The following is a 23,182-nucleotide window of genomic DNA, read 5'->3' as shown; positions in this document are numbered from 1 at the left end:
ATCTTGTCTTTAAAAAAATACACCTGCTATAAAATTTGTTTAAGAGACTAGAAATAATTGCTGAAAAACCCTTTAATCTCGCGGGTTTATAAAATAACGTTACCGGCAATTAAAAATACTGTTGACAATCTCGGTAAAGTGCTTTAGCCTAAAATCGTCGACAGCTCATAAAAATAAAATTGAAAAAAGGGGGAAAGACCTTTGCAAGAGAATACGTATACACTCACTTACCAAAAGCTATTTCAGCTTCAGCGTACTACGTTAGAAGACCGCATTAGCACATATTATGATCAGACCCGAAATGAAAAAAATACGATTAAGTACTTGGCAGCGCTTCAAATACGTGAAGAATTAAGTATTGAAGACTTCAGCTTTGTGTTACGGGAATTGGTTCGCCATATCTTTCTTAAAACCAAAGCAACCCGTGCATTGCGCCGCTATTATTATTTATTCCAGCATTATTTTGGAACAAAAGAATGGAAGCTGCTAACCTCTCGGTTGTTTACGATTAAACATCTGATTGTTGAAAAAATAGCCCAATTAATGAACCTGGTGGAACAGGTGCATCCGGAGACTTTTTCGGTACCTTGACTGCAGCATAACGAAACCAAAATGAAACCGTAAACAAATTGATATAGATACGCCAAAAAAGGAAGGAATGATACGAAATATGTTAAGTTTATCCGCAACATTTGAAAATAGTGCAGGCCGCCGCCACAGTTTTAACCTTAAGGAACCGAATCGCAATAAATCCGCCAAGGAAATTCGTGCTAGCTTAGAAAAATTAGTCAGCTTGAATCTGTTTGAAAAAGGCGAAGTTGGCCTATTCAAGAAATTAGTCAGTGCTAAATTTGTTGAAACCATCGAGACCCCAATCTTTGATCTACGTAAATCGGGTATGTCTACACCCGAAATGGACACACAACCAGAAAACCTTCACGTTGGTAAAGTACAGGAAGTACGTCAATCCACATCGATTAGTGAAGTTCAGCCGGGGTCTGTCCAAATCCCTAAGGCACTGGCACCGGAAGTAACGTCCGCATCAATTCAACCTATTGCAGCGCCATCAGCATCGAATCAAAGAGGTCAGCTGGCAGCTGCACAAGGAGAATTGCAGCAACTCGAAATTATTATTCCAGAAGATGTAGATGTAAACAGCTTGACTGAGGAAGACTATATTGCCATGATTACTGCTCAATTACCAAAAGGGGCGACTTTAGAAAGTTTTAGTGTGGAGGAGGTAGCGGTTGATACCGAAGAATCAGCTGAACACCTTGAGACTACCGCTGAAATGGCAGATACGGAATCAGTTAGAGCTGGGACCGCCAAAGAAACACCGAAGGAATTTGCCAAAGGAATATTGGAGGAACCCTTACCTAAGAAAGAATCGGGTTGGTTTCCTAAACGCAAAAAAGGGAGTAATCCCTTGGCTGGTTTTTCTGCAAACAAACGAAAGAACAAAAAGGCGATAAAGGACTTGAAGAGGAATAAAAAGAAATAGCTTACTGGTGCATTTATGAGTCTGAGGTAGCTGCCATAACGGTAAGGAAGGCCAGCAGTTTAAAATGAAAAGAGCTGGACAAAAAAGGCTCAAAGAAAGACGATCGCTTTCTTTGAGCAGAGGCTTACAGTTCGATGGATTCACCAACAGCTAAGACCTTGACCACGCCTGCTGGAAGAGCGTCAACTAGTTCTTGCGGATCTTGTTTAATCAAGGGAAAGGTATTGTAGTGAATCGGTACAACCTGCTTGGCCTTCAAACGTTTCGCAGCACTAGCCGCTTCATGAGGTCCCATGGTAAAGTTATCGCCAATTGGCAAAAAGGCAACATCAATATCGAAGGCGTCACCGAAAAGGGCCATGTCGCCAAAGTTTGAAGTGTCACCAGCATGATAAATCGTTTTTCCTTCAGCTTGAAGAATGAAACCAGCTGGTTCACCGAGATAAATCATTTGTCCGTCTTTTTCATAGCCGGTACTGTGCTGCGCGTGGACCATTTTTATGCGGCCAAAGGGAAAGTCAAATTTGCCGCCGATATTCATGCCATGCGTTTTAGTCACGCCCTCGTTGCGGGCAAAAGCAGCCACTTCTACTATACCAATAACTGTCGCGTCATTGCGCTTAGCAATCGGTACCATATCACCAATATGGTCGTCGTGTCCATGAGTAATTAAAATCCAGTCTGCACTGACCTCATCAGCTTTTAAATCAGTGACTGGGTTGCCAGTGATAAAAGGATCAAATAGTAATTTTTGTCCATCCGCCATATCAACAGCTATGACAGAGTGTCCATGATACGTAAGTTTCATCGTGATTCCTCCTTTTGTTTATTATAGCGAAAAAAGCAATACTTGACTTGTAAGGCTTTTTATTTTCTAATAGAACGATTAGAATAAACTAAAAAGGGAGGAATTGTATGAACTTGGTAATTGAAGAACACTTGAAGGATTTAGGTGTTTCCTTGGCTTATACAGTAGTAGAATTTGAAAATGGTGCATACAGCGAGGTAATTTGGGACGAATTGTTAAAGCCATTAATCGCCAAGGTTGAAGAAAATGACTCGATTGAGATGATTAAGGACGAGGAACGGATGATTGCCACGAAAAAGGTTTATCGGGCATTGGGCAAAGACCCTGCGCGTTTTCGTCCTTCTTCAGATAGTCTGTGGCGTCGGGTAATTCAGAAAAAAGGGTTATACCAAATTAATAATTTAGTAGATGCAAACAACTATTTTTCATTGCTTTATAAATTACCTTTTGGGAGCTATGACTTAGCTAAAGTTGGGGAAACTATTACCTTATCAGTGGGAGAAACTGGAGAAAGCTATGCGGGAATTGGTAAAAAAGCAGTAAATATTGAGAATTTGCTGGTGCTAAAGGATGAAGAAGGTCCTTTTGGCAGCCCAACCTCTGATTCTACTCGTGGGATGATCGGAGAAGATACTACGCAAGCAGTGTTAATTGGTTATGTTTTTGGCGATATAGCCACAGCCGACATGCAGCAGGAAATTAAAGCAATTGTTGAGAAGTATTTGAAGGATTGTAGGGTAGTTCAGCAAGACGTGATTTAATAAATAGGCAGACAGGCGCTTTTGCAGGAAAAACGCCTGTCTGCTTTTTTAGTTCCAACCTTTGCAGACATTGACCCAGTTCGTCGTTTGAGCGCAGGTCTCCAATTGAGGAATCGTTAATTCAATTGCGCTTTGGGGACTGCCGCAAGCGGGAAAAACAGTTTCAAAACGCTGCAAGGACTCATCCAAAAAGACCTCTACGCCTTCATTAATTGCAAAAGGGCAGACGCCGCCTACCGGATGGCCGATTTTTGCTTCTACCTCGTCAGGTTTTAGCATCAAGGCTCTTTCGTTAAAGGTTTGCTTGTACTTGGCATTATCCACCTTGGCGTCACCAGCTGCTACGATTAGCAAGATCCGATCGCTTTTTTTTAATTTGAAGGATAAGGTCTTTGCGATACGTTCCGGGGCACAATTTAGTGCTTTTGCTGCTAATTCGACAGTAGCACTGGATACGTCAAATTCAATAATTTGTTCAGCCATATTATAGGCTGAGAAATAAGCTTCGATTTTTTCAACTGCCATTCATGATCGCCTCCATTCCTTCAAATCATACCGAATTTTTACTAGTGGGTAAATGAATTTTTTGCTATAGTGATGAAAAGGAGCCGGATTATGAAGGAAGAAAAGAAAAAATTACTGGCAAAAGCCGCTTATTTATATTACCAGCAGGATTTGACCCAGGCGCAAATCGCTAAGGAATTGAATATCTATCGTACAACGGTTAGCCGAATGCTGGCCCAAGCTAAAGAACTGGGTATTGTTGAGATTACCATCAATCATTTTGATCCAGCGCTTTTCTCGTTGGAGGATCAGCTGAAAAAGCGGTATCAGCTAGAGCACATCGAAATTGCACCAAACGATGCAACAATGAGTTCAGAAGAAAAGGAAGAAAGCTTAGCCAAAACGGCTGCCAGCTGGCTGCGACGTCAATTGAAGGATGAATGTGTCATTGGTGTTTCTTGGGGCGAAAGTGTCGGCAATGCGGTCAATCATTTAGAAGCTAAATCGGTAAATAATGCGACAATTGTGCCCATTGTTGGAGGACCGAGTCATATTAACTCCCGATATCATGTAAATACTCTGGTCTATGAGCTGGCTCGCAAGTTAAACGGGCACAGTGTCTTCGTGAATGCGACCGTTACTCAGGAAACAAAGCAGCTGGCTGAAGGAATTTTCCAATCGAAATACTTTCAGGAACTGCGAGAGTATTGGCAGCAATTAGATATGGCGATTGTTGGTGTAGGTGGCCCATTGAGCTATAAGAAAAGTCAGTGGCGGGATCTATTAACGGAAGAAGATTATGAGGAGCTTCGTCTGCGGGAAGCCATTGGTGATTGCTGCTGCCGGTTTTATGACCGTTTTGGCAAATTGTTAAAAGGACAGCTGGATCAGCGAACGATTGGCTTGCCGCTAGAGGCATTAGCTGAAATTCCTCAGTCCGTCGGCATTGCTCGTGGTACAGCGAAAGCTCGTTCGATCGTCCCTTTGCTGGATAAGGGCTATCTAAACACTTTGATTACCGATCAGGAAACCGCGGAGGAAATTTTGCGAATAACTAAGGAAGGCATAAGTAGCTAATAAGTAGCTAATTAGAATGAAAATGCACATTTGTGCGATTTTTAAGTAGTTAACCAAGGGAATCCTTGTTAAATCAAGCTTCATCGACTTTTTCCTAAAAAGATACTGTTACTTTTTTCGGCAGGTGCTATGCTAGGTACGTAGAATAAATCATAAAGGGGCGTATCAGTAATGGAATTTATGTTAGATACAGCGAATATTGCTGACATTAAAAAGTATGTAGAAATTTTGCCAGTTGTTGGAGTGACTTCAAATCCCTCGATTGTAAAAAAAGAGGGCAAGGTAGCCTTTTTCGACCACATGAAGGAAATTCGCAGCATCATCGGTGAAAACCGTTCATTGCACGTACAAGTAGTTGCTAAAGACTACGAAGGTATGATCAAAGATGCCGAAACAATTTTGAACAAGATTGATCAAAAGGTTTTTATAAAAGTCCCTGTTAGCGAAGTCGGCTTAAAGGTGATTAAAGAGTTAAAACGTCGTGGAGCAAATGTTACTGCCACAGCGATCTATACCAAATTCCAGGCTTACTTAGCGATTGCGGCTGGTGCGGATTACATCGCACCATACTTCAACCGAATGGAAAACATGGGCATTGACCCTCGTGAAGCTATTTTTGAAATGGCACAGGAAATTGAACGAACCGACAGCGAGACCAAAATTGTTGCGGCTAGCTTCAAGAATGCCGGTCAGGTAAATGCAGCATTGGAAAGCGGCAGTCAAGCTGCTACCATGGGTGTAGACATTATTCAACAAGCTTTGGCAATGCCTTCAATTGGGCAGGCAGTAGATGATTTCACCGCTGACTGGGAGGCTGTTTACGGTGTTGACACAAATTTAGCTTCTATTTAATCCAACGATTTCATTAGCACTTCTCTTTTTAAAGGGAAGTGTTTTTATTGTTCAGATGATAACGATTATTAATTAATCATAATTATTGCATAGTCTGCTTCCTTAAGATATACTTAAAGAGTAAACAAAAAGAAACGAGGGATAAACAATGAAATATGGAAAAACAAAAGAAGTCTTGAACCAATTGGTAGCTGATTTAAGTCAAATGAGCACGGTGATTCACCAAACACACTGGTACATGCGCGGACCTGAATTTTTAACCTTGCACCCATTGATGGATGATTATATGGATGAAATCAACGATCAACTGGATGTGATTTCTGAACGCTTGATTACTTTAGATGGCTCACCTTATTCAACTTTACGTGAATGGGCAGACAATACTGGCATCAAGGATGAAGTTGGCAGCTGGGATCGTACGATTCCTGAACGCATGGAAGTTTTAGTGGCAGGTTATCGCTATTTAGCTGACCTTTACCAAAAAGGAATTGATGTGTCTGGTGAGGAAGGTGACGACAGCACACAAGATATCTTCATCGCTTTCAAAACGGACATCGAAAAGAAAATTTGGATGCTGCAAGCCAAATTAGGCAAAGCACCAGGTGTTGACGCATAATAATAGAAATAATGACTGCTTTTCCTTTAGGAGAGGAGCAGTTTTTTTTGTGGAGATTTATGATGGGAAATTTGCTGGAGAGCTAGCTTTTATCTAAATTCTTCATTTGATAAACAGGTTAAACTTAATTTAGATAAGAGGGGAGCTGACGAAAATAGGAAATTCTGTAGGTGCAAGTTTCCAAAAGGTGTTGCTTCAGAAGTAGAGGAAATTGAACAAGGGAAGATGTTGACTTGGTTAGATACTTTGGAAGTTAGCACAAACGAACGCCTAACTAATTCCAGATTTAGAATTAGCTAGGCGTTATGTTTATGCTTAAGTGGTTTGGCTACTTTTTTATAGTTGTTCACAGAAACCTTGGTAACTCTTAGAAAACAAAGTGATAGGCTCTTCTACTTCTAACCGGCTAACTAAACGAGCGTATTTCGCAGCGCTTCTACTTCTTCACTCGATAATTTAGTGCTATCAGCGACTTGTTCTATCGAGAGGCCGATTTTTAGTAAATTCAATGCAATTTCAAGTTTTTCTGCTTTCTGAGCTTCTCTGACCGCTGTTGCTAACACAGCATCATTCACCATCTTTGCCTTATTTATATCTATAATCATTTTTTGTTCCTCCTCGTCCAGTGAATAGTAGTCAATTTTTTTCTGAGCTTCTTTCAAATAATTGGGGGCTTCATCAGGTACTTCACCAGTTTTGAAAAACTGATGCCAAAGATAGGCGGCACTCGTTAGATCAATGTTTTTATTCTTTAAGCTGAAGAAGCATAACATAATCAGTTCATCGCCTTGTCCTGCACACAATGGCTTGTGAGAAGCTGAATCCAGCAGGGCAAACTTGTGGATTGCAGCTTCGTCCTGCTCAAACAAGTGAAAATCAATGATATTTATTCCATAAGCCGGACGCAGAGAGGAAAAATTATTGCTCTTGATAAAGTCCTCAATCTCTTGGTTGCCTAATGAACTGCGAAAGGCTTCTAATAAGTAAAAGAGAGACCGTTCGATGAAATAATCGTGAGATTGGATTTGCATTTCGATGGTTACGTGACCACCAGCTTCTGTTTCCGCTAAAATGTCTACTTCCGTGCGCATCAATTCAGGGTTTTCGTCGAAGGCCTTCTTGTAGCTGTCAATATGGTACGTTTCTCTGGGCTTTACGGTCTTGAACTCTTTTCCTAAAATATCGCGAATAAATGCTTTCAAAATGTGCGTCGAATCCTTAGAGCATAGGAGTTTTTTGAATAGTAAATCCATTGTGGGGAGTACTTTCGGTCTGTTTTTCATCTAAATCTCTATCCTTTCGGCGACAGAGATTTTTTCACCAGTAGTATACCATGGCCGGCCATTCTCTATCAAAATTTGCTTCAACATAATATATGCAAAAAAGATCAATTTTTTTCGAGAATAGCAAACAAATTTGAATGGATCGTAATATGTGATACAGATCAATCAGCAGACTAAAAGCCTTATCCTTTCACCCAAACCTGTCTTCTTCACTATAATAAGAACAGGAGGTGCTTATATGGACAACCAAGCACAATTTGAAATGAAGGTCAGTAATTTGGCCAATCGTTTTTTATACAATACAATTGATACACCACAGCGTCTGCTGCCACTAGCAGAAAAAATTGCCAAGGATGGACAAAAGATTGCTCGTGAATACGACGAACAGGAGCGGATTCAGACGGTAGCAGAAGAATTGCTGCTGGCGATGGACGGCTCTTTATATTTGGTGGATTTACTGGCGAGTGCCATTTTGACGAAGGATTACAGCCATTTGGAGGAGGCAGAGCTGGTTGATCAGTTAGGTAAAATTGAAGGCCACTCGGATGAGCAGACTCGTTTGATCCAATTATTAAAGGAATCGATTCAACACAATTTACAGCAAGGGGTTACCTTGGAAAAAATTTATTATGAAAACTATTTAGTAGAGTATGCCTCAAGTTTGATGGAAATCTATGTCATTCAGCACTTGAAGGATCAGGAAGACTTTTTAAATGAGCTGCAGCCGTTGATTAAGGAGAATCGATCCAGTGAAGTTCCATATGGGGTTTTTCGCAGAATTACTGCTAATTTTAAAAAGGAATTGGCGCGCCAATATTATCAGTATGAAACAATGGTGAAACTAATGGAGACAAAATAGAAAAAAAGCAGTGAATTGGTTGAACCTGTATCGACCCGCAAGAGTTAGACTAAAAATCTAATATTTTGCGGGTCGATTTTTTATGCTTTATTTTAATAGATGGTTTCCTTGGGATCGGAATGGGCCAATACGTATTCTTTAAAATTCGTTACCACAGGAGTCAAATAGGCTTCCTTATTAGTCACCAGATAGAAGTAACGCTCCCAGTTTAGATTTTTTAGGCGAATTTTCTTCAGGGGCAGCGAGTCTAAAATCCCCATATCAGGTACTACAGCCATGCCGAAGCCTTGACTAACTAAACCAGCGATCACCTGATCCACGGTTACTTCATAAACAATATTGTAGGTACAGTTGTTACGTTTAAAGGCACTATCGATGATGCTGCGCAATCCGCTGTTTTTACTGAAGCCGATTTGCGGGAATGGTTGTGTCTGTTCTAAATAAACTTCATCGAATTGGGCTAAAGGATGATCTAAAGGTGTGATCACTACCAACTCTTGATTCGCCACTGGAACAAATTCAATCATCGGCTCATCCGGCAAATAGGAACAAATACCGATATCATACTTCATGCTCTTTACCCCTTCGATAATTTCTTTAGTGATGCCGGCGGAAGAATGGAAATCAAACTCGACTTCCTTTTCAGGATTCGCGTTGATAAAGCCGCTGGCAAAGCGGGGCGCATAGCGCGTTCCTAAAATAGGTAAAAAGGCGAAGCTTATATAGCCACTGCCTTTGCTGATTTTTGAGACAGTCTCAATACCAGTATCTAACATATTTAAGGTTTTGCTGACGTAATCATGGAAAATTATACCAGGCTTCGTCAGAACGACATTGCGGCCTTTTTTTTCAAATAGGGGGACGCCTAATTCAGACTCCAACGAAGAAATTGCATTACTTAAACTAGGCTGTGTGACATTGAGCAATTTACTGGAACGCGTATAATGCTGTTCCCGGGCCAGGACATCGAAATATTTGAGGTGTTGTAAATTCATGATATGTACGCTCCCTGTGCACAGTTTTCTTCATTATAGCAAAACCTATTTCTTTTACCTATAGGTTTTGCTATAAAAATCAATTAGATATTTCAAGAAATCCAAGTTAGAATTAATTCGAAAAGTGATTGTGAAGTAAGGAACTTTAAATGGAAACAGAATACCTATGGAATTCCTCGGAATTGCAGATGTTTTCGCCAGAAGTAACCGCTTTTTTGTAAGGAAGTCTAAACCATGAGTTTGTTTTTACTCTCTCATGTGAAAAAAATAACTTTAAATAATTTTTAGGAGGAAATAGAAATGAGAAAAGTACCTTTAACAATTAGTTCATTTACATTAGGCACGGAGATTGATTTTGAAGAACGGGTGAAAGCAGCAAAGGCCGCTGGTTTTGACGGAATTGGGATTCGCGCTGAAACTTATATGTTAGCAGTAAAACAAGGCTACTCTGATGAAAGAATGCTAGAAATTCTTGAAGAGAATGACATGAAGGTTACGGAAGTTGAATACATTACTATGTGGACTGACCCAAATAAAACAGCAGAAGCGCCAAGTACTTTATTACAACAATTCAAGGAACAAACGATTTATCATATGGCTCGTTTATTCGGCGTAGGCCACATTAACTGCGGCTTAATGGAAATGGACTCATTAGAAGTACAAATTCAAGCCTTCAAAGAATTGTGCGAACGCTCAAAGGAATTAGCAATTGGTTTAGAATTCATGCCTTACAGCGGCGTGCCTGATTTGAAGACTGCTTGGGAAATTGTTAAGGGTGCTGACTGCGACAATGCAATGCTGATCTTAGACACTTGGCACTGGGCACGTGCTGAAATGACTGCCGAAGATTTGAAGGGTGTACCAGCTGAAAAAGTTGTTTCAATTCAAATCTGTGATGTTTTGGAACGTCCGTATCCAAAACCAATCTTACGTGAAGAATCCTTGCATGATCGTTTATGCCCAGGTACTGGCTGGGGCGATACAGTTGGTTTCTTGAAAGCCTTGAAAGAGCATGGAATTAACCCTCGTGTAGTTGGGACAGAAGTTATTTCAGATAACAACTTAGAGTTGGGTTACCAAAAAGCAGCCCAAATGAATTACGACACAAGTATCGATGTAATCAAGCAAGCTTGGCCTGAATTACTAGATTAATTTTACGAATTTCTAAAAAGGGATAAAATTACAAATCGAAATGTAGTATACTAGCTAATAAAAATGAATAGGGATGTGTATACATGTTAGAAGGAATTTCAGGAAAAACAAAGCTATACGGTTTAATTGGCAGCCCGGTTGGTCATTCTGGCTCACCAGCTATGTATAATTATGCTTTTGAACAATTAGATATGGACGCTGTTTACATGGCATTTGATGTTGAGGTTGACGGCGTTGAAAAAGCGATAGATGCAGTAAAAACATTCAGTATGCCTGGTGGAAACGTAACAATGCCATGTAAAGGTGAAGCAGCTAAATTCATGGACGAGCTTTCACCAGCCGCTCAAATGGTTGGAGCAATTAATACTTTTACAAATGTAGACGGCAAATTAACTGGTCACATTACTGATGGCATGGGTTTTGTTGATAACTTAATGGCTCACGATGTTGATCCAAAGGGTAAAAAGTTTGTTGTTCTTGGGACTGGCGGCGCAGCAACAGCTATTCAAGTCCAATTAGCAATTGAAGAAGCAGCATCGATTGCAATCTTCAACTTGAAGGATGCCTTCTTCGCAAATGGAGAGCGTACCGTTGAACGAGTGAAGAAGCACTATCCAGAATTAGATATCGCTATTTATGATTTAGCGGATGCAGATCTTTTGAAAGAAAAAGTTGCTGAAGCAGATATCTTAATTAATGGTACCGTAGTAGGTATGGGTGAAGGATCCACTCGTACACCAATCAGTGATACTGGTATTTTCCATGACAACTTGATTGTTGCCGATGCAATTTACAACCCGCCAAAAACTCAGCTGTTAAAGGATGCTGAAGAAAAAGGTTGTAAAACTGTTGGTGGAGCAGGTATGCTTCTGGCACAGGGCAAAGCGGCTTTCAAAATCTTTACCGGTAAAGATCTACCAGTAAAACCTAAATAAAAGAAGTACTTCTTCCTGCAGCTGATTTACAGTTGCAGGAAGAGTAAAAAAAATGTGGGATAACCAATCAAGGAGAGTAAAAATGAGAGCGAAAAAATATGTATTATCCTTAGTAACCGTATACTTGTGTTACTTTACACATGGTATGCAAGCACTTATTCTTAGTCAGAACATGCCTTATTTTTATGAAAAATGGGGATATACTGATGCAACAGCAGGAGCTGCTGCGGTTTCATTAGCAATTACTGCAACTGGTTTTGGTAAATTTATTTCAGTTTGGATCGGTGGAGAAATTTCTGATAAAATTGGTCGGAAAAAAATGGCCATCGGCGGAGCAATCCTTTACATCATCTGTTTTGCAGGATTATTGCTTAGTCCAAGTATGATGGTTGCATCTGTTTGTGCATTTATGGCGGGTGTCGCTACTTCTGGTTTCTGGGATGCTTCATTGTATCCTGCAGTGCAAGAAGCAGCGCCTAAATATGCAGGCTCTGCATTAATTGGAATCAAGCTATTTGTATCATTAGGCGGAATCTTCTATCCATTGATGGTTGTTAACTTTACCGAAATGGGTTCTCCTCAAATGAACGTAATCATTCCGTTAGTACTATCCGTTGCCTGTCTAGTACTAGCCGTGCTTTCACCTTTTGTGTACGATGATTTGATGAAGGGGAGTGGGGATTCAAAAGATGGCAGCCATTCGGATGCGATCAAAAAAGAAATTGACGATGCGAAAGCAAAATTGCTGATAAAACCAAACACACTAGTAAACTTTATCACCATGTTCTACGCTTTCCTATGTATGTTTATCATGTATGGTGCGCAACAATATACAAAGGCGTTTGGATTAAGCAATGCGGGACTTTCTGAGATTCAAGCAGCAGGTTTAACTTCGATTTATACCTTTGGCGGAATTATCGCGGTTGTCTTTTGGGCAATCATGATGGGTAAGCTTCGTTGGAACCCATTAAAAGTATTGGTAATCGATTCTATCTTCACTGCTTTGGCTTTGGCAATTGTGTTGATCATTCGTCATCCAGCAGTCATTTACATCAGTATTGCAGCACTTGGATTCTTTGCTTCAGGTGGTGCACTGCAAACTGGTTTGGGTGTACGCCAAATGTTTTGTCCTGGACCTAAGGGAAGAAACACCGGGATTTACTATACATTCATGGGATTTGCAAGTACATTCCTACCGTTCATCGTTTCTGCAATGACTCGTTCAGTTGGAGAAACTCGGGCAGTATACTTGATGATGATTCTGCTTTTAGCAGCAGCAGTTATTGCGACTGTGATGATGTTCTACCTAGTGGGACAACACAAAAAAGTCTTTGGCTATGGCGCATTCGAACGTCTGCGTGATTAATAAATAATTTTTTTTGGAGGAACAACTATTTTTTAATTGAAAATAGTTGCCTCCTTGTTTTGCTATATAAATGAATACAGGAAAAATGTATCTAGGACAGATACTAGGTTATTTTAGGGGGTCCCTATGGATATTATTATTGGAATATTGCTCATTTGTTCCTTCGCAGGAATGGTTACATATTGTATAAAGGGTCATAATTTGATGATCGGCTTTTTCATTATGGCAACAATTTGGACATTTCTGCCAATTATTGGCAATATGCTTTCACCAAATGCGGCTTTCGATGGATTAACCGTCAATGACATGCTGCGACAAGTTTATCAAACAGCTCCAGAAAAATATGGTGCTTCCGTAATGAACATTTTTTTGGGTGCTTTTTTTGGTCGAATTTTATTGGACACAGGAATAGCAGCTACGATTATTCGAAAGAGTGTGGAATTAGGTGGGGATAACCCAGCAATCATTTTAGCTATTGTGAATGTAATCAGCGGCTTTATCTTTACCTCTATGACTGGAGGGGGATCAGTTATCGCGATTGCAGTCATTGTATTGCCTATCTTGTTTTCGATTGGTATTCCGAAGGTTATTGCGTTCTTCTCTTTTACTGGTTCGGTAGCCGCAGGGATCTTTCTGAATCCAATTAATTTTGGTCAATATTCGGCGTTTTTCTTAAACTCCAATGGAGGAGCCGAGTACACCTATAATGACTATTTTCCGTTTGGGATGCTAGCATTTGCTGTAATGATTGTCATTGTATCAGTCGCATCAATGTTCTACTTAAAAATGGAAAGCTTAACCTATTCATGGGCAGCAACTAAGAATGTTGAAGTAGTAGATGCACCAGGAATTTCTTTAATCACGCCTTTTTTGCCAGTCGTGGGGGTCATTGTATTTAAACTGCCGGTCATTCTTTGCTTCATTATCGCAAGTATCTATGGTCTATGGGTATGTGGTGGACTAAAAGGAAGTTTTAGGGATATTTCTCGTACCATTTCTCGTATTTTTACGGAGGGTGTAAAAGACATGTCAGCCTTGATTGCTTTTTGGATTACATTGGCGATGTTTAATGATGCAGCTGTTTATGCGGCCCCTTATTTTCAAACGATTATCGGGGGAATTATTCCTATTTCGCCGTTGGCTTTATGTATCATGTTTGGTATTCTAGCACCACTAACATGGTTTAAGGGTCCTCTTTCTTTAATCGGGTCAGGAGCTGCTTTACTAGCGGTAGTTAGTCAAACAACCAACTATCCGACAACTTTCTTGTATCCATTGTTTGCTTCCGTATTAATTGGGATGGCACATTTTGATATTACAATTTCTTGGAATGCGTGGGGACTTGGATTTAATCGAATTAACAGTACAGATTATATGAAGGTGGCGCTGATACCGGGAACTTTAATCGCTTTGGTTTTGGAAATAGCCAACTTTTTCCTTAACAACCCTTTATAGACTAGAAGTAAGGAGAAAATCGACATGAAACGACGCGTTCGAATAGGTATAGATGTTGGTGGCACGCATACGAAAGCAGTAGCTATTGACAATGATACACAAGAAATTATTGGAAAATCCTCCGTGAAGACGACTCATGATAGTGAGAAGGGTGTGGCTGAAGGAGTAGTAAATTCCTTTTTAAAATGTTTGTCCGAATTTGACATAGCAGCTGAAGAAGTGGTTTTTGTTGCCCACAGTACAACCCAAGCAACCAATGCATTATTGGAAGGTGACGTAGCAAAAATTGGGATCATCAGCACTGCTCGCGGGAAGATGGAAGGCTGGCTGGCTAAACCTCAAACAAATCTGAATGATATCGATTTAGGGACCGGCAGAAGTATTCATGTTCTCTCTCGCTTTATTTCTCACAAAGATTTTGATGAAGCAGCAATTTCTAAAAACATTGATGAATTGTTAGCAGAAGGAATTGATGTTTTAGTAGCTTCAGCAGCTTTTGGGGTAGATAATTTGAGCTTGGAAGAAAAAATTGCAGAGATCGGTAAGCGTAAAGGAGTCCAAGTAACGTTGGCCTCGGAAATGACCAAGCTGTATGGCTTGTCTCGTCGGACGCGCACTGCAACGATCAATGCATCGATTTTACCTAAGATGCTAGAAACAGCTAATTCAACTGAACAAAGTGTCCGTTCATCAGGTGTAGACGTTCCCTTAATGATTATGCGTGGTGACGGTGGACTGATGGATGTTGTTGAAATGAAAAAACGTCCAGTATTAACAATGCTTTCTGGTCCAGCGGCCAGCGTAATGGGTGCCTTGATGTATTTACGAACGTCAAACGGCATTTATTTCGAAGTTGGAGGAACCTCCACCAACTTGGGTGTAATTAAAAATGGTCGTCCGGTGATTGACTACTCAGAAATTTCAGGCCATAAAACCTACGTAAACTCTTTAGATGTTCGCGTGCTGGGGGTAGCCGGAGGAAGTATGATTCGAGTAAGCAAAAGCGGTGTAAAAGATGTCGGTCCTCGAAGTGCCCACATTGCCGGCTTGGAATACTCAGTATATACTCCTGAAGATGAGATTGTTGATCCAAAGCTGGAGCTGTTTGCACCAAAACCAGGAGATCCAGAAGATTACGTAGCGATCCGTTTAGCAAGTGGAAAAGCAGTGACTATCACTAATTCCTGTGCAGCAAATGTTTTAGGCTATGTTACGGAAGAAGATTTTTCACATGGGTATGTCGAATCTGCGCGTAAAGCAATGCAGCCGTTGGCAGATTATTTAGGCCAAACGGTAGAAGAGGTCGCTCGCCAAATCTTAAGCAAAGCTGTTGAGAAGATCGAGCCGGTCATTCAATCCCTAGCCAAGAAATACCAGCTGGAGAAAAACCAAATGACGCTAGTAGGTGTTGGCGGCGGCGTGGCTTCATTGATCAAGTTTGCGGCAGAAAGAATGGATTTGGTTTATAAAATTCCTGAAAATGCTGAGGTGATTTCTTCTATTGGTGTAGCCCTGGCAGCTGTTCAGGATGTAGTGGAACGGATTGTTCCTAGTCCGACCAAATCGGATATTCAATCAATTAAACAAGAAGTGATCAATATGGCGATTGAAAGCGGCGCAACTGAAGATAGTGTTGAGGTTCATATCGAAATTGATCCACAAACCCAAAAAATCACAGCACGGGCTTCGGGATCTACCGCTGCTCAAGCGACGGAATTGCAAAGTGCAGCAACTGAAACCGAAGCAAGAGAAATCGCGGTACATGATCTACGGGTTCCAGACAATGAAGTTAAACTATTAGAAAAAACGGATCAATTCCATATTTTTGGTGCTTCTTCGGCTAAAACCGGCGAAGCCATTCGAGTAATCGATAAAAAGGGCTTCATTCGGGTACAGCGCCAGCATGCCAAAGTGGTCAAAACGACTATCCAAAGCTACCTGGAACAGGTAACGAAATTATGGGAAGACATGGCCAACTATCAAAGTGATTTGATTATTCGTCCCGATTTCTATTTCTGTGTCGGCCCCCGTTTACTCGATTTCTCCAGCACGGATTTTACCCAATTAACGATGCTGATTGATATTGAAATGAGCGAAATCGTTGGTACTGATGAAATTATCATTATTGCTGCCAACCGCTTCAAATAATGAACAGCCTTCTTCTTGAACGCTGTTTTAAGGAGAGAAGCTGTGAGTACAGAAGGATTTGTCAAACAAATTATTCAGCTTAGCCAGCAATCAGAGGAATTATTTGCTCACTATTTACTGGCTCAGGATAATCTTTATCGTAAAATTCCCGAAAATGAACAAGCTGCTTTGGTAGCAAAAGCAATCGCAAGCGGACAGGCTGCGGCTCGGCACTTACAGAGTCTGAGCCTGTCTGATTTTCTGGCTGAAGCGGGAATCAGTGTAACCTATGTTGAGGAAACCTCCAGTAAAACTAAGGTGGCCTATACCTTGGCAGAAATCCGTTTACCAAACCGGATTACCTTGAACCGCACCTTGCTTGACTCTGGTCAGCAGCTAATTGATCAGCAAGAGGCACTGCAATTCTTAGTAGAACGCGCGCCGATTGCTGATGTTTTGATTGCTCACGAATTATATCATTATTTGGAAAATCGCGACCAGCTGTATACCACGGAAAAACATGTCCAGTACAAAATTGGTCCGTTTTCAAAAACAGTTAGAATACATTCCTTGAGTGAGATTGCAGCCACGGCATTTGCCAAAGAGGTCTTTGATTTAAGCTTTTCACCGCTTTTATTCAATCCAGTGCTGCTATACAAGTTTGATACAGCGTTTAGTGAATCCTTTAATGAGCAGCTGTTGAAACAGGTAGAGTGATTCATCACTTGAAGCTATGGATTAATTAAAAAAAGCAATTAGTTTAATTGCTTAAAGTAACGTATAGTAGGTAATAGAGAATAACAACAAAAGGAGAAATCAAACAATGGAAAAAACTTGGTTAGATTTAGCTGGCGACGTAGTAATCATCACTGGTGCTTTAGGCGGAATGGGACGCAAAATCGCAAACGACTTTGCTGAACAAGGCGCTAAATTAGCTTTAGTGGATTTGAACGAAGAAGCAACACAAAGCTATGCGAAGGAATTAAACAGCACATATGGCGTAGAAGCAAAAGGCTATGCATGCAACTCAACAGTTGAGGAGCAAGTGGATGCTTTAGCTAAAGCAGTTAAAGCTGACTTTGGCCGCATTGATGTATTGGTTCAAACGGCTGCCATCTTAACATTTAGTCCTTTAGAGGATTTAGCTTTAGACGAATGGAAACGTACGATTGATGTAAACTTAACTGGTTATTTCTTAGTGTCACAACGTGTTGGCCGTGTGATGATCGAACAACAATCAGGCCGCATGGTTCACATTTCAACCATTGCGTCACTTAGTCCAGAAACTTACTCAGGCGCTTACAGCCCAAGTAAAGCCGGTGTAAATATGCTGTCTAAAATGATTGCTGGTGAATGGGGACAATATGGCGTACGCAGCAACTGTGTATTACCATGTTTCGTTAAAACACCACTGTCAACTAAATTCTATGAAGATGAAGAAGTAGAAGAAGGACGCAGAAGAATGACTGCTAACCGTCGTATCGGTGAAGTACAAGACATCGCGAATGCTGTTCTTTACTTGGCAAGCAAACGTTCTGACTACACCAATGGTCATGAGCTGCGTGTTGAAGGCGGCTTTGGCAACATGATCGGCGACTTGGTTCCAAAACCAGGCGGACGTCGTCAATATGCAATTGATTCAAAGAAACCTAAAAACTAATTAAAATTAACCCAGCTAAAAGGAGCAATGACTGCTCAGCTTAGCTGGGTTTTTTGTGGGAATAATTTTTGGCTCCTTTATTCCAATTATTGGGTGGAGACCAACTTTAGACCCAAACATTTAATCATGGAATACTGTGAAAACAGCTCAGTATGAAAGCAACTGTGATTTAACATGTCGTAGCCTCTTTAACTTAACAGGAATGACTGAAAATATGGAGACATAGTCAGTTAATCCACATTAGGGTAGTCCTTTGTTACCAAATACTTACCCGTTTTTCAGGAGCTAAATACATCTCATCTTCTGCTGTGACATCAAAGGTTTGATAGAAATCTTCCATGTTTTTCACCTGAATATTTGCTCGCAGTTTATTTGGTGCATGAACATCAACAGCTAATAAAAGCTGAGAGTATTCAGGTCGCGCCTTCATACGCCAAATAGTAGCCCAGTTGATAAAGAAGGCTTCGAGATCTGTTTCTTCTTCTCGCTTGGCGGCTTCTAAAGCACAGCTTAAACCACCCGCATCAGCAATATTCTCAGAAACTGTCAGCTTGCCATTCACTTTTCCACCAGCAATTTCTAAACCATCAAATTCTGCAATCATTGCATCAGCTAAGGTTTGGAACTGTTGACGGTCTTCTTCCGTCCACCAGTTATTCAAATTGCCCAGCTCATCAAAGAGAGAACCGTTGTTGTCAAAGGCATGTGAAATTTCGTGAGCGATAACTGCTCCGATTCCGCCGTAATTAGCACTCTTTGACTGCTCCAAGCTGTAAAAAGGCGCCTGCAGAATGGCTGCTGGGAAGACAATGATATTGCGGAATGGATGATAGTACGCATTTACAGTATCCGCGCTCATTTCCCATTCGTCCCGATCAACTGGCTGGTTCCATTTGCTGAATTGATCTTCACGACTTAACCGACTAAAGGCCAGTGCATTTGTCAGCAAGGTTTCGCCTTTTTCTGCCGGCATTACTTTAAAGCGATGGTACAATTCTGGAATTTCGTCCGGGTAACCAACATGGATTCCCAGCGTACTTAACTTCAAAATAGCTTTTTCGCGGGTAGCCTCACCTAGCCAAGTATTATTTGCTAAGCGGTCTTTGTAGACTTGAATCATGGTTTCCACCATTTGTTTGACATCATTTTTGGCTTGTTCACCAAAATATTTCTTTCCGTAGTAGTCGCCTAAAACTTGGTCAAATCGACCTGAAGCTAAATAGAAGGCGGCTTTTTTCTGCGGTCTCGCTTCGGCTGTGCCTGATAAAGCACGACTGTAGATGCCGCCAATTTGGCGAGCATCTTCACTTAAATAGCCAGTTAAGGCATTCAGACTGAGAACCATCATCCAGCTTTTTACTAGAGAAAAATTATCTGGATTAAAGAAGCTGTCCAATTGCTCAAAGTAAAGAGGTTCGGTCACAATCACTTGTTCCGGAAGCTGACCAACTAAATTTTGCAGCAGCTGATCCAGCTTTAAGTAGCTGCTGTGGGCCACAAAATCTTCGACAGATTGAGGATTATACATTTTACTGTAATCGGCATTTTCTTCGGCACTTTTCACATGAGGAGCGATTAGGCGGTCAAAAGCTAACGCTTCATCCGTCATTCGTTCGGCTTCTTTCTTTTCATAGCCTGCTAAATCGAAAAGCTGCAAGGTCATATCTTTGAAAATAGCCAGCAGCTGTTCTGCTTGTGGATGATCCTCAGCATAATAGGTTTTGTCTGGTAGAATTAGACTAGTTGAACCAGCAAACAGTGCATTGGTTGTAGTATTCTTCATATCAGCATCAACATCTAAGCCAAAAGGTAACGGCAGTCCTGATAGGACCCAATCTTTTAACTGTTCATTTAAATCTGAAAAAGAAGTTAATTTCTCAATCCGTCCCAGAATTGGCAGCAAAGGCTGCATGCCATCTGCATTTCGCTTTTCAAAGTCGCTAGTTAAGCGATAATAGGCGATATATTCCTTCATTAAGTCGTTCGGAATCGTATCAGGTTCCTCCACCAGATGATTGGTATCGGCGATCAACAGATCGTCAATCTCATCTACCAAATCCTGAAAGCCCCCGGTTGCCGGTTTATCCGCCGGAATCTCAGCAGTTTTCAACCATTCACCATTAACGGCTTCATACAAATCTTGTTTTATCATCAATTTTTCCATTTAATACGTGCCCCTTTCCTTCCTTTCTATTATCATATAGACAAGAGAAATACTCAAAACAAATAAACTCAAGGAGCAAAAAAGATGACCTATCCTTTAAATACTTGGATTGAATTGCCAGAAGAGCGCTTCAAAACCTACCGTACTTGGCGTACCCCCAGCGGTTTTTTATGCGGTACATATGCCAGCAGTGTTTTGCTGGCTTATTATCAAGATTATTTGGATGAAACTATTCTTCCGACCAGGCTGCGAAAAAAGGGCTCAGCAGATAACCAAGCTCTAATTAAAGCAATGCAGCCGATCTTGCAGCCGATTGATTTCCCCACGGTTCCAGTTCAAATCAGCTTCGGCTTGAATCGGTTTTTGAACCAGCAAAAAACGCACAAGCGCACACGCTTCACTTCAACAGGTGCCTGGCATCGAGCAACAAAGCGAATTCTGGAAGGCAAGCCGGTAATGATCGGTGTTTTACGTTTGTTAGGCAGCACCTATGGAAACCACTGGGTAGTTGCTTATGGATTTTACGAAGACAGCCACGGCCAGCGCCTTTATAAGGTGCACGACAACTGGGGAAATTACAACAAAATAATCCCTGCGCGTTGGGCAAACGGAACAATCTCTTTTTCTTGAGAATAAAATCCATAAAAAAGAGTTAAAGTTGTGTTAAACTATTGGTAGAAAATGCTTGGAGGGACACCATGACAGAACAAAATAGCGAAAAGAAATTCAAGATCTTTAGTTTAAATGGCAATCAGCCGTTGGGCGAAAAGATTGCAGCTGTTTGTGGAACAACATTAGGTAAGTGTACAGTGAAACAATTTAGCGATGGAGAAATTGCCATCAACGTAGAGGAAACCGTACGAGGCTATGATATCTATTTGGTACAAGCCACTAATCAGCCGGTAAATGATTACTACATGGAATTGTTGATTATGATTGATGCGATGAAACGGGCCAGCGCCAAGACAGTCAATGTTGTATTACCTTATTATGGGTATGCAAGACAGGATCGGACAGCGAAGCCGCATGAACCAATTACAGCAAAATTGATTGCCAATCTTTTATCAGATGCAGGGGCAACCCGCGTGCTGACATTAGATTTGCACACTGTTCAAGTCCAAGGATTTTTCGATATTCCAGTTGATAACTTATTTACCATGCCGCTTTTTGCTCACTATTACCGTGAGAAGAAGATGGTAGGGGACGATTATGTTGTCGTATCGCCTAAGAACAGCGGTGTGCAGCGTGCCCGCAGCTTGTCGGAATATTTAGATACAACGATTGCGATTGTAGATGAAGCTGAAGAAGGCAGTCCAGAAAGCGGATATGTGATCGGCGATGTTGCTGGTAAAGTCTGTATTATGGTGGATGATATTCTGAATACGGGACAGGTTTTCAAAAAGGCAGCTGCTACCTTGAAAAAGGCAGGAGCTAAAGATGTTGTTGCCTGTGCATCTCATGGCTTGCTCTCAGCGCCAGCCAAGGAATGTTTAGATCAAACCGATATAAAAGAAATTTGCATCACTGATTCGGTCTTCACACCAGATGATCGTCATCCGAAGCAGTTGAAAATCATCAGCTGTGCTGATTTAATGGGTGAAGCCTTAAAACGCATTCACAACAACCAATCAGTCAGTCCATTGTTTACTGTTGAAAAAAAAGAGTTTGAATAGAAAGTTAAAAAGGTGCTCTAAAACTGATTAAATCAGTTTAGAGCACCTTTTTTAGGTGAGTTATTCTTTGGTCAGGAGCTCATCAGTTTTAATCGCCAAAGAAAGCTGTTCGTATAAAGCAAAGTCGGACAATACTAGAGAGTCATGACTTAGAAGCTCTTTTAGTTTGTGCAGCCGATAGCGAACAGAATTTTCGTGAATTTCTAAGGCATCCGCCATCATAGAAAGATTGCCTTCATAATGAACAAAGGCTCGGGCAGTTTCCAGCAGCTTTTGTTTTTTTGAAGGATCATTTTGTTTGATTTTATGCAGCAGCATCTGACTGAAACGGGAGAAGATAGCGTCTTGATAATACGGAATTAGCAGCTGGTAAACACCCAATTCCTCATAACTGTTGACTCTATTTTGTGATTTTTCACCGAACTGGGCGCTTATCAAGGCTTCGGAGAACGCATTTTTCAATTCGGCTGTTTGGCGATAATCTAAGCTTCTGCCTACCATGAAATCAGTCGCAGGTAAGCCGATTTGCTGGAAGAGATCAGCAATCGGCGGAAAGCTTTCCTCCTTGAGCGAGTGCTTCTTTATGCCTAAAAGTACAAAGAAGCCTTGCTGATAACCGATACCCCGGATGAAAAAGCTGCTGTGCTGATAATTGTTTATTAAGGATAGCCAATGAACAATGGGTAAATTCAAGCGATCAGGCAAAAGATAAAACAGAGCAAATTTTTTAAGCATCTCCTGTTGAAACAATAGGGATTGAATCCTTGCTTCAGGAATCGCTTCACCCGCTAATAATTCCTCCACAAGCATTTCTAGAATCTTCTGTTGGCCATCAAAGGAAATGACCTGCTTCAGCTGGAATAAAATATCTTCGAAATGAGGAGTGGCTGACTGCTCATAAGTAAAGATCGGGAAATTAATTTCATTCGCATAGGCCAGGAGCTCAACAGGTAATTCTTGAAAGAAAATCTTTTTGACAATTAATCCGCTGACCCCATCCCGATAAAGCAGACGAATCGTATCCACCAGTAGATCGGGTTTATTTTTAGCAAAATACAAGCTCGTAATAACTAAGGTGTTTACATCAAATTTTCTTTTAGGGTGCAACCCCTCATCGTATTCATATTCTAAAATACCTACCGTAGTAATTTCGTTGTCCAGTCCGCTTTTGCCTGCTGCCAAGCTTAAAAAATGAAAGTAATCAAAGGCTAACACTTCGCGAATCGCAATACTCATGCCTTTCCTCCTCTGGGTATTTAATAATTATGCATTCCAATCAAAGTAATTATAGCATTGCAGCTGCTCTTTTTTGTACGATTCACAAAAATTCGCAAACCAAATTGTATTATTTTCAAAAAAGTGAGTAGCATTAGCAGGTATAATAAGAATAACCA

At 40.9% G+C, this 23,182-nt stretch carries 22 protein-coding genes; 16 read left to right on the top strand and 6 right to left on the bottom strand.

Translation table 11 applies throughout. The features are described from left to right. The first annotated feature begins 201 nt into the window (after positions 1 to 201). Positions 202 to 591 carry a hypothetical protein gene (locus IGI46_RS17060; RefSeq protein ID WP_207701081.1) on the top strand — a complete coding sequence of 130 codons (390 nt, stop codon included), beginning with the start codon at positions 202 to 204 and terminating at the stop codon, positions 589 to 591. A 67-nt stretch (positions 592 to 658) separates the two neighbouring features. Then, positions 659 to 1,501 (top strand): DUF2922 domain-containing protein, encoded by an 843-nt coding sequence (locus tag IGI46_RS17055; RefSeq protein WP_429973875.1) that lies wholly within the window; start codon positions 659 to 661, stop codon positions 1,499 to 1,501. A 124-nt stretch (positions 1,502 to 1,625) separates the two neighbouring features. On the opposite strand, the gene IGI46_RS17050 is transcribed toward IGI46_RS17055, so the two are convergent. Further along, a complete protein-coding gene (locus IGI46_RS17050) occupies positions 1,626 to 2,309 on the bottom strand; it encodes a metal-dependent hydrolase (protein ID WP_429964144.1) in 684 nt (227 codons plus the stop codon). A 107-nt stretch (positions 2,310 to 2,416) separates the two neighbouring features. Here IGI46_RS17050 and IGI46_RS17045 point away from each other — a divergent pair, with 107 nt between their 5' ends. After that, positions 2,417 to 3,070, top strand: a complete 654-nt coding sequence (locus IGI46_RS17045) for a B3/B4 domain-containing protein (RefSeq protein ID WP_429964143.1) — start codon at positions 2,417 to 2,419, stop codon at positions 3,068 to 3,070. A gap of 48 nt (positions 3,071 to 3,118) precedes the next feature. Here IGI46_RS17045 and IGI46_RS17040 read toward each other — a convergent pair whose 3' ends face one another. After that, positions 3,119 to 3,595, bottom strand: coding sequence for a YbaK/EbsC family protein (locus IGI46_RS17040; protein ID WP_429973874.1), 477 nt, complete (start codon positions 3,593 to 3,595; stop codon positions 3,119 to 3,121). Between the two features lie 90 nt (positions 3,596 to 3,685). On the opposite strand from IGI46_RS17040, the gene IGI46_RS17035 reads away from it, so the two are divergent. The 3 genes from IGI46_RS17035 (at position 3,686) to IGI46_RS17025 (ending at position 6,119) form a co-directional block, all read left to right on the top strand. Further along, on the top strand, positions 3,686 to 4,651 hold the full coding sequence (locus IGI46_RS17035) for a sugar-binding transcriptional regulator (RefSeq protein WP_429973873.1): 966 nt from the start codon (positions 3,686 to 3,688) through the stop codon (positions 4,649 to 4,651). A gap of 171 nt (positions 4,652 to 4,822) precedes the next feature. Next, on the top strand, positions 4,823 to 5,503 hold the full coding sequence (locus IGI46_RS17030; protein ID WP_429964140.1) for a fructose-6-phosphate aldolase: 681 nt from the start codon (positions 4,823 to 4,825) through the stop codon (positions 5,501 to 5,503). 148 nt (positions 5,504 to 5,651) lie between these two features. Continuing rightward, a complete protein-coding gene (locus IGI46_RS17025) occupies positions 5,652 to 6,119 on the top strand; it encodes a Dps family protein (RefSeq protein WP_207701088.1) in 468 nt (155 codons plus the stop codon). Between the two features lie 410 nt (positions 6,120 to 6,529). Here IGI46_RS17025 and IGI46_RS17020 read toward each other — a convergent pair whose 3' ends face one another. Then, the gene (locus IGI46_RS17020) at positions 6,530 to 7,402 is read right to left on the bottom strand and encodes an Rpn family recombination-promoting nuclease/putative transposase (RefSeq protein WP_429973872.1); all 873 of its coding nucleotides are present in this window, start codon (positions 7,400 to 7,402) and stop codon (positions 6,530 to 6,532) included. 238 nt (positions 7,403 to 7,640) lie between these two features. Here IGI46_RS17020 and IGI46_RS17015 point away from each other — a divergent pair, with 238 nt between their 5' ends. After that, entirely contained in the window at positions 7,641 to 8,261 is a 621-nt protein-coding gene (locus IGI46_RS17015) for a hypothetical protein (RefSeq protein ID WP_429973871.1), read from the top strand. 92 nt (positions 8,262 to 8,353) lie between these two features. On the opposite strand, the gene IGI46_RS17010 is transcribed toward IGI46_RS17015, so the two are convergent. Beyond that, positions 8,354 to 9,256: a LysR family transcriptional regulator gene (locus IGI46_RS17010; protein WP_429973870.1), complete on the bottom strand. Its 903-nt coding sequence runs from the start codon at positions 9,254 to 9,256 to the stop codon at positions 8,354 to 8,356. A 300-nt stretch (positions 9,257 to 9,556) separates the two neighbouring features. Here IGI46_RS17010 and IGI46_RS17005 point away from each other — a divergent pair, with 300 nt between their 5' ends. The 7 genes from IGI46_RS17005 (at position 9,557) to IGI46_RS16975 (ending at position 17,951) form a co-directional block, all read left to right on the top strand. Next, entirely contained in the window at positions 9,557 to 10,408 is an 852-nt protein-coding gene (locus IGI46_RS17005; RefSeq protein ID WP_207701093.1) for a sugar phosphate isomerase/epimerase family protein, read from the top strand. Between the two features lie 83 nt (positions 10,409 to 10,491). After that, positions 10,492 to 11,343, top strand: a complete 852-nt coding sequence (locus IGI46_RS17000; RefSeq protein ID WP_429973869.1) for a shikimate dehydrogenase — start codon at positions 10,492 to 10,494, stop codon at positions 11,341 to 11,343. Positions 11,344 to 11,425: 82 nt separating this feature from the next. Then, positions 11,426 to 12,709, top strand: a complete 1,284-nt coding sequence (locus IGI46_RS16995; RefSeq protein ID WP_429964135.1) for an MFS transporter — start codon at positions 11,426 to 11,428, stop codon at positions 12,707 to 12,709. Between the two features lie 126 nt (positions 12,710 to 12,835). Continuing rightward, on the top strand, positions 12,836 to 14,164 hold the full coding sequence (locus IGI46_RS16990) for a citrate transporter (RefSeq protein ID WP_207701096.1): 1,329 nt from the start codon (positions 12,836 to 12,838) through the stop codon (positions 14,162 to 14,164). 24 nt (positions 14,165 to 14,188) lie between these two features. Further along, the gene (locus IGI46_RS16985; protein ID WP_429973868.1) at positions 14,189 to 16,312 is read left to right on the top strand and encodes a hydantoinase/oxoprolinase family protein; all 2,124 of its coding nucleotides are present in this window, start codon (positions 14,189 to 14,191) and stop codon (positions 16,310 to 16,312) included. Positions 16,313 to 16,354: 42 nt separating this feature from the next. Then, positions 16,355 to 17,008, top strand: a complete 654-nt coding sequence (locus tag IGI46_RS16980) for a hypothetical protein (RefSeq protein ID WP_429973867.1) — start codon at positions 16,355 to 16,357, stop codon at positions 17,006 to 17,008. A gap of 106 nt (positions 17,009 to 17,114) precedes the next feature. Continuing rightward, the gene (locus IGI46_RS16975; RefSeq protein WP_207701099.1) at positions 17,115 to 17,951 is read left to right on the top strand and encodes an SDR family NAD(P)-dependent oxidoreductase; all 837 of its coding nucleotides are present in this window, start codon (positions 17,115 to 17,117) and stop codon (positions 17,949 to 17,951) included. Between the two features lie 256 nt (positions 17,952 to 18,207). Here IGI46_RS16975 and IGI46_RS16970 read toward each other — a convergent pair whose 3' ends face one another. Continuing rightward, complete coding sequence (locus IGI46_RS16970; protein WP_429973866.1) at positions 18,208 to 20,115, bottom strand: M13 family metallopeptidase; 1,908 nt, start codon at positions 20,113 to 20,115, stop codon at positions 18,208 to 18,210. Positions 20,116 to 20,199: 84 nt separating this feature from the next. On the opposite strand from IGI46_RS16970, the gene IGI46_RS16965 reads away from it, so the two are divergent. Further along, positions 20,200 to 20,745 (top strand): hypothetical protein, encoded by a 546-nt coding sequence (locus tag IGI46_RS16965; RefSeq protein ID WP_429973865.1) that lies wholly within the window; start codon positions 20,200 to 20,202, stop codon positions 20,743 to 20,745. A gap of 68 nt (positions 20,746 to 20,813) precedes the next feature. After that, on the top strand, positions 20,814 to 21,788 hold the full coding sequence (locus tag IGI46_RS16960) for a ribose-phosphate diphosphokinase (RefSeq protein WP_207701102.1): 975 nt from the start codon (positions 20,814 to 20,816) through the stop codon (positions 21,786 to 21,788). A 60-nt stretch (positions 21,789 to 21,848) separates the two neighbouring features. On the opposite strand, the gene IGI46_RS16955 is transcribed toward IGI46_RS16960, so the two are convergent. Further along, a complete protein-coding gene (locus tag IGI46_RS16955; RefSeq protein ID WP_429973864.1) occupies positions 21,849 to 23,024 on the bottom strand; it encodes a PucR family transcriptional regulator in 1,176 nt (391 codons plus the stop codon). Between the last annotated feature and the right edge of the window lie 158 nt (positions 23,025 to 23,182).

Origin of the sequence: Enterococcus sp. AZ163 (genome assembly GCF_050498925.1) — a bacterium.
Taxonomy (GTDB): domain Bacteria; phylum Bacillota; class Bacilli; order Lactobacillales; family Enterococcaceae; genus Enterococcus_A; species Enterococcus_A ferrettii.
This window is presented reverse-complemented; position numbering and strand designations above follow the sequence as displayed.

What these genes read in the sequence shown, in the direction of transcription:
- IGI46_RS17055 (WP_429973875.1), top strand. Translation starts at nt 659, where the DNA reads ATGATACGAAATATGTTAAGTTTATCCGCAACATTTGAAAATAGTGCA.
- IGI46_RS17050 (WP_429964144.1), bottom strand. Translation starts at nt 2,309, where the DNA reads ATGAAACTTACGTATCATGGACACTCTGTCATAGCTGTTGATATGGCG.
- IGI46_RS17045 (WP_429964143.1), top strand. Translation starts at nt 2,417, where the DNA reads ATGAACTTGGTAATTGAAGAACACTTGAAGGATTTAGGTGTTTCCTTG.
- IGI46_RS17040 (WP_429973874.1), bottom strand. Translation starts at nt 3,595, where the DNA reads ATGGCAGTTGAAAAAATCGAAGCTTATTTCTCAGCCTATAATATGGCT.
- IGI46_RS17035 (WP_429973873.1), top strand. Translation starts at nt 3,686, where the DNA reads ATGAAGGAAGAAAAGAAAAAATTACTGGCAAAAGCCGCTTATTTATAT.
- IGI46_RS17030 (WP_429964140.1), top strand. Translation starts at nt 4,823, where the DNA reads ATGGAATTTATGTTAGATACAGCGAATATTGCTGACATTAAAAAGTAT.
- IGI46_RS17025 (WP_207701088.1), top strand. Translation starts at nt 5,652, where the DNA reads ATGAAATATGGAAAAACAAAAGAAGTCTTGAACCAATTGGTAGCTGAT.
- IGI46_RS17020 (WP_429973872.1), bottom strand. Translation starts at nt 7,402, where the DNA reads ATGAAAAACAGACCGAAAGTACTCCCCACAATGGATTTACTATTCAAA.
- IGI46_RS17015 (WP_429973871.1), top strand. Translation starts at nt 7,641, where the DNA reads ATGGACAACCAAGCACAATTTGAAATGAAGGTCAGTAATTTGGCCAAT.
- IGI46_RS17010 (WP_429973870.1), bottom strand. Translation starts at nt 9,256, where the DNA reads ATGAATTTACAACACCTCAAATATTTCGATGTCCTGGCCCGGGAACAG.
- IGI46_RS17005 (WP_207701093.1), top strand. Translation starts at nt 9,557, where the DNA reads ATGAGAAAAGTACCTTTAACAATTAGTTCATTTACATTAGGCACGGAG.
- IGI46_RS17000 (WP_429973869.1), top strand. Translation starts at nt 10,492, where the DNA reads ATGTTAGAAGGAATTTCAGGAAAAACAAAGCTATACGGTTTAATTGGC.
- IGI46_RS16995 (WP_429964135.1), top strand. Translation starts at nt 11,426, where the DNA reads ATGAGAGCGAAAAAATATGTATTATCCTTAGTAACCGTATACTTGTGT.
- IGI46_RS16990 (WP_207701096.1), top strand. Translation starts at nt 12,836, where the DNA reads ATGGATATTATTATTGGAATATTGCTCATTTGTTCCTTCGCAGGAATG.
- IGI46_RS16985 (WP_429973868.1), top strand. Translation starts at nt 14,189, where the DNA reads ATGAAACGACGCGTTCGAATAGGTATAGATGTTGGTGGCACGCATACG.
- IGI46_RS16975 (WP_207701099.1), top strand. Translation starts at nt 17,115, where the DNA reads ATGGAAAAAACTTGGTTAGATTTAGCTGGCGACGTAGTAATCATCACT.
- IGI46_RS16970 (WP_429973866.1), bottom strand. Translation starts at nt 20,115, where the DNA reads ATGGAAAAATTGATGATAAAACAAGATTTGTATGAAGCCGTTAATGGT.
- IGI46_RS16965 (WP_429973865.1), top strand. Translation starts at nt 20,200, where the DNA reads ATGACCTATCCTTTAAATACTTGGATTGAATTGCCAGAAGAGCGCTTC.
- IGI46_RS16960 (WP_207701102.1), top strand. Translation starts at nt 20,814, where the DNA reads ATGACAGAACAAAATAGCGAAAAGAAATTCAAGATCTTTAGTTTAAAT.
- IGI46_RS16955 (WP_429973864.1), bottom strand. Translation starts at nt 23,024, where the DNA reads ATGAGTATTGCGATTCGCGAAGTGTTAGCCTTTGATTACTTTCATTTT.